This is a genomic window from Sporosarcina sp. Y1011 (assembly GCF_057669885.1).
In genome coordinates this window covers 332,164-343,573 of sequence record NZ_JBYHFP010000001.1, presented here as the reverse complement: position 1 = coordinate 343,573, position 11,410 = coordinate 332,164, and the positions used below count along the sequence as shown (strand labels likewise).

Here is an 11,410-nt window from a genome sequence, read left to right as displayed (position 1 = left end):
GTATAAATCAGGGGGAATTATCTTGATAAAATTTGAAGACTATCAATACGCTAGACCTGACATGGATAGTGTAAAAGAAGATTTCATTAGACTTCTTGAGGATTTTCGTTCTGCAAGTTCATATGAATTACAAAATGAAGTCATTGAAAAAATTAACGCAATCGGAAAAGACTACTCAACGATGGCCAATCTTGTCTATATCCGTGCTTCCATCGATACAAATGATGAATTCTATCAAAAAGAACGCGATTATTTCGATGAAATCGGACCTGAGTATCAAGAACTTGAAACTGCTTACTATAAAGAACTTGTCACCACTTCTTTTAGGGCGGATCTTGAAAAAAAATGGGGTAGCCAACTATTCGCACTGGCTGACAACTCCATTAAATCATTTTCACCGGAAATCGTCAGTATGCTTCAAAAGGAAAATAAGCTGGCTTCCGATTATTCTAAACTGGTTGCATCCGCGCAAATCGAATTTGACGACAAGACTCTGACTCTTGCTCAAATGGGTCCATATGCGGAGTCAACAGATCGTTCCGTTCGTAAAGCCGCTATGAAAGCTACGTACACTTTTTATTCGGATAACGGTGTGAAGTTCGATGAAATTTATGATGAACTTGTCAAACTACGCCATGAAATTGCTACCACTCTTGGCTATAAAAACTTTGTTGAACTCGGCTATGTGCGCATGAATCGTATTGACTATGATGCCCAAATGGTGAAAAAGTTCCGTGATCAAGTTCGTGATCATATCGTCCCACTAGCCAGTCGTCTATATGAGCGCCAAGCAGAGCGCATTGGTGTGGATAAGTTAAAATTTTATGATCAATCCTTAGACTTCTTAACAGGTAACGCAACACCTCAAGGATCACCTGATTGGATTCTTGAAAGTGGTAAAAAGATGTATGCTGAGCTTTCACCTGAGACAGACACCTTTTTCAGGTTCATGACAGATAAAAACCTACTTGACGTTGAAGCTAAAACCGGAAAAGAAGCCGGCGGTTATTGTACTTTTATCGATAACTACGATTCACCATTCATCTTTTCCAATTTTAATGGGACATCTGGTGATATTGACGTATTAACGCATGAAGCCGGACACGCATTCCAAGTTTTTTCTAGCCGAGACATTGGAATACCTGAATATATGTGGCCAACATATGAAGGCGCCGAAATCCATTCAATGAGTATGGAATTCTTTACATGGCCCTGGATGGAACTGTTTTTCAAAGACCAAACAGATAAATATAAATTTGCACACTTAAGTAGTGCGCTACTCTTTTTACCCTATGGCGTCGCAGTGGATGAATTCCAACATGCAGTTTACGAAAATCCTGAAATGACAGCCGAAGAACGAAAAGCAGCTTGGAAAAGAATAGAGAAAATATATCTTCCAATGCGTGACTATGATGGCTTTGAATATTTGGAATCCGGCTCCATCTGGCAACGTCAAGGTCATATTTACGAAAGTCCATTTTATTATATCGATTATACACTTGCACAAATTTGTGCTTTCCAATTTTGGAAACGCTCGCTCGAAAATCATGAATCAGCATGGAATGATTATTTACATCTTTGCACCCTCGGCGGATCAAAATCATTTACTAAACTTGTTTCCGAAGCAAATTTAATTTCACCATTTGAAGATGGCTGTGTTGAATCTGTTATCGGAACAATAGAATCTTGGCTAGATTCGATTGATGATAAAGCACTTTGATAATAAACCACGGGGCTGTCCTCGCATTTTAGGTCAGCCCCGTATTTAATACAGAAACTTTTTCAATAATTATATTAATCCAACTGCATTGCCTTTTTCATCGATATCCATTTTGAGTGCTGCCGGAACTTTAGGCAAGCCCGGCATCGTCATAATGTCCCCAGCCAAACAAACTAGGAATCCGGCTCCAAGTTTCGGAATAATTTTCCTTACAGTAATCGTAAAGCCATCAGGACGCCCAAGTAATTTAGGGTCATCTGCAAATGAGTATTGTGTTTTAGCCATGCATATCGGCAATATATCCCATCCATTTTTCTCAATTAGCTCCAGATCTTTTAATGCCTGGTCAGTAAAAGTGACACCCAATCCTCCGTAAACTTTTTGAACGATTTCAGTTATTTTATCGTTTACAGATTGTTCAACATGATAGATCGGGGCAAAGTTGTTTGGTTCAGCTAATAGCTTTAACACTTCTTGTGCTAATGCAATACCCCCTTCTCCGCCATGTTCCCAGACTTCGGTGAGTGCTACCCTTACATCATTATTTTCACACCATTCCAAGATTGTTTCCAGTTCAGAGACCGTATCAGTAATGAATTTATTCAGAGCGACGACTGGCTGGACACCGAATGCACGAATTGTATCTATATGTTTTGCCAAGTTCATCATTCCATCAATGACTGCCTGAACATTTTCTCCCGCTAGTTCGCCTTTCGGCACACCTCCATGCATCTTTAGCGCACGAACCGTTGCAACGATAACGACCGCATCAGGAGCAAAACCACCTTGACGCGCTTTTATATTCATGAATTTCTCAGCGCCTAAATCGGCTCCGAAACCAGCTTCCGTAACAACGATTTCGGCAAGTTTACGTGCCATATTGGTTGCAATTAACGAGTTACAACCGTGTGCAATGTTAGCAAAAGGACCTCCATGGATAAGTGCCGGCGTCCATTCAATCGTCTGAACAAGATTTGGTTTGAATGCCTCTTTTAATAGAAGTGCGAGTGCACCATGAACTCCAAGATCACGCACTGTAACTGCTTCATTGTCGTACGTATAACCAATTACAATTCGTGCAATCCTATCTTTCAAATCTTCCAAGTTTGTCGCCAGACAGAATACGGCCATTATTTCAGATGCCACAGTAATATCGAAACCCTCTTCTCTGGGCACTCCCTGTGTAGGGCCACCCAGTCCGATTGTCACGTTACGCAAAGCGCGATCATTCATATCCAGGACACGCTTCCAAGTAATTCTTCGCGGGTCAATACGGAGCACATTTCCCTGGTGAAGGTGATTATCAATCAAAGCGCTTAGTGCATTATTTGCAGTCGTAATTGCATGAATATCACCGTTAAAATGCAGGTTAATCTCTTCCATCGGCAATACTTGTGCATAACCACCGCCTGTAGCACCACCTTTCATCCCCATAACAGGTCCAAGGGATGGTTCACGCAAAGCAATCATCACCTTCTCCCCAAGCTTCGAAAGAGCGTCAGCGAGTCCTACCGTCACAGTAGATTTCCCTTCACCAGCTGGAGTTGGGCTGATTGCAGTAACCAAAACAACTTTCCCATTCAAACTTTCTTTATTTAATTTATTTCCATCAATTTTAGCCTTATACCTTCCATAAGGTTCTACAGCTTCTTCCGGGATACCCGCCTTTTCAGCTATAGTCCAAATTTGCTGCATTGTAGCTTGTGATGCAATTTCTAAATCCGTAAGCGGTAATACTTTTTCAGTCATATATGCTACATCCTTCCTTCGCCTTAATTATATACCAATTATGATTTTAGATAGATTGTACTTTATGATATCCTGTAAACATTAATAACCATTCTCTATTAATTGTTATTCTGATACTTGAATTACCACTTTTCCAAACTGATTACTGTTTTCAATATAATCAAAGGCCTCTGCAGTATCATCCAAATTGAACACTCTATCGACAACGGGATGTGTCCCGTATTTTTCAACATGCGCAATCATGTCGCGCAATTCTTCTCGGCTCCCAAGTGTTGAACCAAATAGCTGGTATTGCCCATAGAAAAATGCCCGTAAATCCAAATCGACCGTATCGTCAGTCGTTGCTCCGAACACAACGATGCGCCCTCCTTTTTTTAAAACACCCAACGAACGATTAAATGTCGCTCGCCCTACACTCTCAATAACGAGGTCAATTGTTTCACCCTGCAGCTCTTTGTTCCAATCACTGTTTGTGTCGAGCGCCATATCCGCACCAAGCTCAAGCGCTAACTTGCGTTTCTTCTCACTGCGTGAAGTTACAATTACACGTGCACCTATGTTTTTAGCAAATTGAATCAGATAAGTCGCCACTCCACTGCCCGCACCCGGAATGAAAACCGTATCCCCCACTTTCACCTGTCCTTTTGTAAATAACGCACGGTAGCCAGTTAATCCAGCTAATGAAAGCACTGCAGCTTCTTTCCATGATAAATGAGATGGTTTCCTCTCTAGTTGTTCAGCTGAAATTACAATTCTCTCCGCAAACGTTCCGTTATCAGGCATGCCTAAAATATCAAAACTCGCAGGGGGCGCATCGCTATTCTTATACCATCGAAGTGAAGGGTTAATCATTACTTCATCCCCGACTGTAAATTGCGTTACTCCTTCACCTAACGAATCGACGACTCCTGCCCCATCCGATCCTAATGTCAGCGCTTCTGTTTGCTCACCTCTGCGCCCAGCTATATATAAGTCCCGGCGATTCAGTCCCGCAGTTCGAATCGAAACGACAACTTCACCAAGACCTGCAACCGGATCACTCATCTCACCTATTTTTAACTCCCCAAATTCATGAATATATGCCTTCATTTTTACTCATCCCCTCTTAAATAGTTATCCTTCTTATCATACCTGAATCTATCCTAACCTTCACACTATTCCAAATGGAGCGCTTGACAAAGACCTCCATTCATTAATCGAAAGGAGGTCTTGATCATTCAACTATTTGTAACGATACAACTACTATTTCCGGTTGATTCAAGAGTCGCACAGGAACCAAACTATTGCCTAAGCCACGACTGATGACCAATTGGCTTCCATTCTTCTTGTGCGTGCCCGATGTGTATTTTGGGAACCAGCCTTCCCCAGGTGAAACCAAACCGCCTATTCCAGGAATTCGAAATTGTCCTCCGTGGGCATGACCACTAAATGTCAGATTGATTCCTTCTTCTGCATAAACGTTAAATTGTTCAGGTCTATGTGCGAGTAAAATTTTAAACATTGATTTGGGAATATCCGCAAAGGCCTCGGTTATAGCATTTTTAACGGTTTCCTCTTCTTCAATTTCACTCGCCAAAGGGTCTTCAATTCCTCCAATTGCAATCGAACTATGGGAAACGATTTTTACAATATCAGCTTCATTCGTTAATACCCGAACACCCCGTTCCACTAAAGATGCTCTTATCCTCTTCGAATCCTTAGTGGCTATTTCATGATTACCTGTAACGTAATAGATTGGTGCAACGAATTGAAGTTTTTCAACCAGAATGAGACTTCGTTCGAGATTGTAGCGGTTACTGTCAATAAAATCACCTGTTATGAAAATTGCTTGAGGCGATATTCGTTTCACTTTATCAACAACCTCTAAGTGATTCTCACCGAATTCGGCATCGTGCAAGTCAGATAATTGGACGATAGTATAATTGTCAAAAGCATTTGGAATCTTATCCGAATAGATATCATAATTAGTAACACCGACTGTTGTATTCCCTTTGTATATAAAAAAGCTAATTAGAGTAATTAATATCAGGAAAACAACCCATTTACGCCGTAAAGAAATCGTTCTTTTTTTTAGTTTCGCTTTCATTAAAGCCAGCGTTTTTTAAATTTAGCAAGTTCCAACAATTCAAGGACTTCTTTTTTCGGTAATTCCGTTAGAATCGCAAGCATTTCAAGTTCAGCACGCCTTCTTCCTTTACCACTTCTATAACTTTCCTTGTGTAAGGCATCTAATTCCGCATACAATTCGTCATCACGATTTGTCTTCACTTCTAGTTCTTCCGCTTCTGTGTCACTGGTAATATTTTCTCTTAACTTGTCATAAAGCATATCTACATTCGTAGAGCTTGATCCTTTAAACGGTTTAGAGGTTTTCGTATTTCCTAAAATCAGTTCATCGGTTGAAACATTGAAGCGTTCAGAGATTTTCGCTATCCAAGCGGCGGACGGAGCATTTTTCCCTTTTTCCCAGTCTTTGATACGGCTTGCCGAAGTACCGATAGCCGTTCCAAACGCCATCATTGACAATCCACGTTGTTCACGCAATGTTTTTAGCCTTACTCCGAAATCCTCTTTGTTCCAATCGTTCACATTGACGCCCCCTAAATACTTTATATATTCTATCTCTATTATTTTTTATCTGAAGGCTTCTGTCAATCTATTTTTTGATTTTTCTATAAAACATTTAATAAGGCAATTAGTATCCCGTTTTTTGACGGTTATAATTTTCTTCATTCTTTGACAAGTATGCACTGATAATGTCTTCATTCGTAAATCCAAGTTTTTTTGCAATTGCACCGTAATGAATCCAGACTTGTTTATAAGAGTCCATCGTAAGTTCAAATAGAAAAAGATGAATCACTCTTGTCGTCTCCAGGAATAGATGTGTTAATTCACCTTCCACTTTACCCTCCGGCCAATCAGTAAGCGTTTGTAAGTCTTTTTCAATACCTAACGAAAGAAGAAAATGAATGGAATCTACATACTCTTCCAGAATTACAGCATTCTCTGAAGGCCCTTTCGTACTCCAGAATTTGAAACACCGTGTTTCATTTGCAAGTTCACCGAGCTCTACCAGTAGTGCCAGTCCTTTTTCTTGAAAAACATCTGACTGTTTCTCTCTGTTATTTTGGATATAAGAGTCAAGCTCACGCTGCATGGAAAATAGTTTAGTAAGTTGCATAATATAACCTCCAATTTATTTTAAATTGTTGAAACCTTTTAGTGGGCTCACCCGTAGATAATAGTATGTATTAAATAGTAAGGGGGATCTGTTATGCCACTGCTGATCCGGTTTATCATTATTGCTTTTATCATTTATTTATTTTATCGTGGAATCCGTTATTTGACTGATCCGAAGCGTAAGCTGGATGATGCATATGCGGTAGAGAAATATTATTTCTACGATGATGTGAAAAATGTGCGAAAGAACTTTTTCATTACCTATAAAGGCGCCATGTTTGAAGGTGAAAAGTATTTAGGGACAACAAATGATTCGTTTGAGGTTGTATCTATTTTTGTCTGGGTGAAAGATGAAACAAAACTTCAAGGTTTTACAAAAGATGATTTCCATTTCATATCTGCCGAAATTCTTTCCAACTATCCAAAAGCCGATATCAGTTGGAAAAAACCCATAGAAAAACTCATGAATTCGCACTAAAAGCCCGTGTTTTGGACGGGCTTTTTCTTATGCTTCCACCATGCCCGGCAAGTGAACACCCAGAAGATACAGTATTCCGATGCCATAGATAATCGCCAGCAAGAGAAATCCCACCCGAAATGATGTATGTCTTGTCTTATGGCGGAACGCCTGCATTCCGAAGTAAGCCCCAATACCTCCCCCTAGTAAGGCGAGTGTCCATAAATTCTTTTCAGGAATTCGTTGTCCTTTCCTTTTCGCCTGTCGTTTATCATAACCCATCGCAAAGAATGCCCATATAGACATGATTGCAATCCAGCCTAGAATTGTTGTTTGCAAGTCCACTTCCCCCTCTGCTCTTTCTTTCCTTCTATTTTACACGGTTTCGCAGTTGTAAAGGAATAATAATACGTTAATAAATAAATAAAATAAAAATAGCCGCCTCGCATCCGAATTATCTCCGGATTACTTGGCGGCTGTTATTTATATTTCTTATTTTGCGATTGATTTTTTAGCTGCACTTGCAAGTTGCGCGAACGCTTGAGCGTCAGTCACTGCAAGATCAGCAAGCATTTTACGGTTAACATCAATGCCAGCTACTTTCAAGCCGTGCATTAGAGTGCTGTAAGAAAGACCGTTGATACGTGCAGCCGCATTGATACGTGTAATCCAAAGTTTACGGAATTCACGTTTCTTCTGACGACGGTCACGGTATGCATAGTTGAATGATTTCATTACCTGTTGGTTTGCTACCTTGTAAAGTCTATGTTTTGAACCAAAGTAACCTTTTGCTAATTTCAATACTCGATTACGACGCTTGCGCGTCACTGTTCCACCTTTTACGCGTGGCATAGTTCATTACCTCCTGCTTTTCTGTCCGATTGTGTTTTGATTTATTTCATGTAAGTGATCATTTGACGAATACGTTTGAAATCGCCTGAAGAAACGAGTGCAGCTTTACGCAGATGGCGTTTTGCTTTCGTCGGTTTGTTTGCAAATAAGTGACTTGTGTAAGCACGGCCACGTTTCAGTTTACCAGAACCGGTTTTTTTGAAACGTTTCGCTGAACCGCGGTGAGTTTTCATTTTTGGCATGTTCTGTTCCTCCTAAATCTTTCATTGTTACTCTTTTTCAGCAGTCGGTGCAAGCACTAGGAACATGCTTCGACCTTCCATCTTCGGTCGTTGTTCAACCGTAGATACATCTTTGCACGCTTCTGCGAAACGGTCAAGGACACGCTGTCCGATTTCCTTGTGCGTAATCGCACGTCCGCGGAAACGGATGGAAGCTTTTACTTTATCGCCTTTTTCAAGGAATTTAATAGCATTCCGTAATTTTGTTTGAAAATCATGTTCATCAATTGTCGGACTTAACCGAACTTCTTTAAGAAGAATGATTTTCTGATTCTTACGGACTTCACGATCCTTCTTCTGTTGCTCAAACTTGAACTTTCCGTGGTCCATGATACGAGCCACTGGGGGTTTCGCTGTTGGAGCTACAAGGACAAGATCCAAATTCGCAAGTGCAGCAATTTCTAGTGCCTCAGTGCGTGTTTTGATTCCGAGCTGATCGCCGTTGTGATCAATAATGCGCAGCTCGCGGGCACGGATGCCCTCATTAACGTACATGTCTTTGCTAATAGTAATCCACCTCCGGATATTTCACGAATACATGGTTTGGGTATACCGTCCGGTTCGGGCGGCCCCACAGATCCATCCAATAAAAAAAGGTAGACAAATTGGATTTGTCTACCCGCGTATGTGTACGTGCTGATGCACGGCACTTCACTCATGTTTTAACCTGTCAACAACGTTTTTGCGTCGAACAGGTGAGAAGCGGGTAGCCTCTTCTTATACCACAAACTGTATTCAGTCATTACTAACCTTATTTACTTTATCACGAGATGATTAGAGTGTCAACTACTTTACTTATACTTTACTTACTTCGCTTTGAAGTTTTGCAAGAAAATCGCCAAACGGAATACTTTCCGAGTTCTGCTCTCCGTATTTACGAACATTCACTTCTCCCGATTCAACTTCCTTATCGCCTAGAACCAGCATATAAGGTACTTTTTGCATTTGAGCTTCACGAATTTTGTAACCGATTTTCTCTTCACGGCTATCAATATCAACTCGGAATCCAGCAGCAACCAATTTTTCACGAACGCCATCCGCATAATCGAAATGCGCGTCAGGGGAAACTGGAATTACTTCAACTTGAACAGGTGCCAGCCAAGTTGGGAAAGCGCCTTTATATTCTTCAATCAGGAATGCAACAAAACGTTCCATTGTGGAAACGACACCGCGATGAATAACTACCGGACGATGTTGTTTTCCATCTTCACCTACATATGTCAGGTCAAAACGCTCAGGAAGCAGGAAGTCGAGTTGAACTGTTGACAATGTCTCTTCCATACCAATTGCTGTTTTTACTTGAACATCTAGTTTTGGACCGTAGAATGCAGCTTCCCCTTCTGCTTCAACATAATCAAGTCCAAGTTCATCCATCGCTTCTTTTAGCATTGTTTGGGCACGATTCCACATGGCGTCGTCGTCAAAATACTTTTCCTTATCTGCTGGATCTCGGTATGAAACACGGAATGAGTAATCCTCGATATTGAAATCTTTATAAACGTCTATAACAAGTTGAACTACTTTTTTGAACTCGTCTTTAATCTGATCGGGACGTACAAAAATATGTGCGTCGTTTAGGGTCATTCCTCGAACCCTTTGTAATCCTGATAATGCACCTGACATTTCATAACGGTGCATCGTACCAAGTTCAGCAATTCGGAGCGGCAAGTTTCTATAAGAATGAATACTATTTTTGTATATCATCATATGATGCGGGCAGTTCATCGGACGCAGGACAAGGTCTTCATTGTCCATACTCATTACTGGGAACATGCCGTCTTGGTAATGATCCCAGTGACCTGAAGTTTTGTACAACTCTACACTCCCTAAAACAGGTGTATAGACGTGATCGTAACCCAATTTCTCTTCTTTATCCACAATATATCTTTCAATTATTCGACGAATTGTTGCACCTTTAGGTAGCCACATTGGTAATCCCTGACCGACCTTTTGAGAGTTCATAAACAAATTGAGTTCTTTACCTATTTTACGATGATCCCGCTCTTTCGCTTCTTCTAGTAAACGAAGATGCTCTTTCAACTCATCTTTTTTGAAGAATGCTGTACCATAAATCCGTTGTAGCATTTTGTTATTTGAATCGCCGCGCCAATAAGCGCCTGCAATACTAAGTAGTTTGAATTCCTTTAGTTTCCCCGTAGAAGGAACATGCACCCCACGGCATAGATCGATAAAGTCACCTTGTTCGTAAATGGATACTTGCTCGCCCTCAGGAATTGCTTCAAGAAGTTCTAGTTTATATTCGTCGTCAATCTCTTTGAAACGTTTTCCAGCTTCTTCACGGGATACATCATGGCGAATCACTTCGAAGTTTTCAGCTATAATTCTTCTCATTTCTTTTTCGAGTTCAGGTAAATCTTCTGCTGTTATTGGTTCTGGCGAATCAATATCATAATAAAAACCGCTTTCGATAACCGGTCCGATACCTAATTTCGCATCTGGATACTTTCGTTTTACCGCTTGTGCTAGTAGATGCGCTGTACTGTGGCGTAATATTTCAAGCGCTTCCGATGATTGGGGCGTAATAATTGCAATGTCCCCGTCTTCAGTTATAGGTGTTTTTAAATCGATTAATGTATCTCCCAATTTACCGGCTAATGCACTTTTTCGCAATCCTGGGCTAATCGATGCTGCCACGTCTTCAGTAGTTGTACCTTGTGGAAATTCTTTTACTGCACCATCCGGAAATTTCAAATTCAACATTTTTGTCATGATTAAGCACTCCTCTAATTTATTATTGAACAACAAAAAAAGCCCCATCCCTGGAAAGGGACGAAGCTTTAGCTCGCGGTTCCACCCTTCTTCCTTCAATTCAGTCCCATGAATTGCACTCGTGGCCAGTAGAAATGTACCAGCATACTTCATTCCGGGCTGTGCTTTTTCGCACTGCTTAGAATGGCTTATGACTGAAACATCTGTCCGTTGATGCTAAACAAATAGACACTAAAATGATGAAGCTTGACGTCGGGTAACGGACCGGATTCCGTCATCGGTTACTGTATAGTTCACCGATGCTGCTCTGAGGGGGTAAATCATCCGTCCAACCATAGGGGTTTCCAGCCATTGACCCCGTTCTCTGTAGGTAGACGATAGGATTGTTGTCCTCTTCCATGCATTTCAGATTATTAATTAAAATTGAGTATACGTTGAATG

Annotated in this window: 12 protein-coding genes; 2 read left to right on the top strand and 10 right to left on the bottom strand. The window is 40.8% G+C overall.

Features of this window, described 5'->3' with window-relative positions:
* Positions 1 to 22: 22 nt before the first annotated feature.
* Positions 23 to 1,720: a M3 family oligoendopeptidase gene (locus AC25Y5_RS01725; protein ID WP_488138802.1), complete on the top strand. Its 1,698-nt coding sequence runs from the start codon at positions 23 to 25 to the stop codon at positions 1,718 to 1,720.
* A 69-nt stretch (positions 1,721 to 1,789) separates the two neighbouring features.
* On the opposite strand, the gene AC25Y5_RS01720 is transcribed toward AC25Y5_RS01725, so the two are convergent.
* The 5 genes from AC25Y5_RS01720 to AC25Y5_RS01700 form a co-directional block, all read right to left on the bottom strand.
* Positions 1,790 to 3,469, bottom strand: coding sequence for a formate--tetrahydrofolate ligase (locus tag AC25Y5_RS01720; RefSeq protein WP_488138801.1), 1,680 nt, complete (start codon positions 3,467 to 3,469; stop codon positions 1,790 to 1,792).
* A gap of 105 nt (positions 3,470 to 3,574) precedes the next feature.
* Positions 3,575 to 4,558, bottom strand: coding sequence for a zinc-binding dehydrogenase (locus AC25Y5_RS01715; protein WP_488138800.1), 984 nt, complete (start codon positions 4,556 to 4,558; stop codon positions 3,575 to 3,577).
* Positions 4,559 to 4,682: 124 nt separating this feature from the next.
* The gene (locus tag AC25Y5_RS01710) at positions 4,683 to 5,555 is read right to left on the bottom strand and encodes a metallophosphoesterase (RefSeq protein WP_488138799.1); all 873 of its coding nucleotides are present in this window, start codon (positions 5,553 to 5,555) and stop codon (positions 4,683 to 4,685) included.
* Entirely contained in the window at positions 5,555 to 6,058 is a 504-nt protein-coding gene (locus tag AC25Y5_RS01705; protein ID WP_488138798.1) for a helix-turn-helix domain-containing protein, read from the bottom strand. Before AC25Y5_RS01705 ends, AC25Y5_RS01710 begins: the two co-directional genes overlap by 1 nt.
* Positions 6,059 to 6,164: 106 nt before the next feature.
* Positions 6,165 to 6,650: a dUTP diphosphatase gene (locus tag AC25Y5_RS01700; protein WP_488138797.1), complete on the bottom strand. Its 486-nt coding sequence runs from the start codon at positions 6,648 to 6,650 to the stop codon at positions 6,165 to 6,167.
* A gap of 93 nt (positions 6,651 to 6,743) precedes the next feature.
* Between AC25Y5_RS01700 and AC25Y5_RS01695 the strand changes: the two genes are divergently transcribed.
* Positions 6,744 to 7,127 carry a sigma-w pathway protein ysdB gene (locus AC25Y5_RS01695; protein ID WP_482105007.1) on the top strand — a complete coding sequence of 128 codons (384 nt, stop codon included), beginning with the start codon at positions 6,744 to 6,746 and terminating at the stop codon, positions 7,125 to 7,127.
* A 27-nt stretch (positions 7,128 to 7,154) separates the two neighbouring features.
* Here AC25Y5_RS01695 and AC25Y5_RS01690 read toward each other — a convergent pair whose 3' ends face one another.
* The 5 genes from AC25Y5_RS01690 to thrS all read right to left on the bottom strand — a co-directional run bounded on the left by AC25Y5_RS01690 (position 7,155) and on the right by thrS (position 10,969).
* Entirely contained in the window at positions 7,155 to 7,445 is a 291-nt protein-coding gene (locus AC25Y5_RS01690) for a DUF1294 domain-containing protein (RefSeq protein ID WP_482105008.1), read from the bottom strand.
* A 153-nt stretch (positions 7,446 to 7,598) separates the two neighbouring features.
* On the bottom strand, positions 7,599 to 7,958 hold the full coding sequence (gene rplT, locus AC25Y5_RS01685) for a 50S ribosomal protein L20 (protein ID WP_482099752.1): 360 nt from the start codon (positions 7,956 to 7,958) through the stop codon (positions 7,599 to 7,601).
* Between the two features lie 41 nt (positions 7,959 to 7,999).
* Complete coding sequence (rpmI, locus tag AC25Y5_RS01680) at positions 8,000 to 8,200, bottom strand: 50S ribosomal protein L35 (protein WP_482099753.1); 201 nt, start codon at positions 8,198 to 8,200, stop codon at positions 8,000 to 8,002.
* A 27-nt stretch (positions 8,201 to 8,227) separates the two neighbouring features.
* Positions 8,228 to 8,746 (bottom strand): translation initiation factor IF-3, encoded by a 519-nt coding sequence (gene infC, locus AC25Y5_RS01675; RefSeq protein WP_482100106.1) that lies wholly within the window; start codon positions 8,744 to 8,746, stop codon positions 8,228 to 8,230.
* Positions 8,747 to 9,034: 288 nt separating this feature from the next.
* On the bottom strand, positions 9,035 to 10,969 hold the full coding sequence (gene thrS, locus AC25Y5_RS01670) for a threonine--tRNA ligase (RefSeq protein WP_488138796.1): 1,935 nt from the start codon (positions 10,967 to 10,969) through the stop codon (positions 9,035 to 9,037).
* Between the last annotated feature and the right edge of the window lie 441 nt (positions 10,970 to 11,410).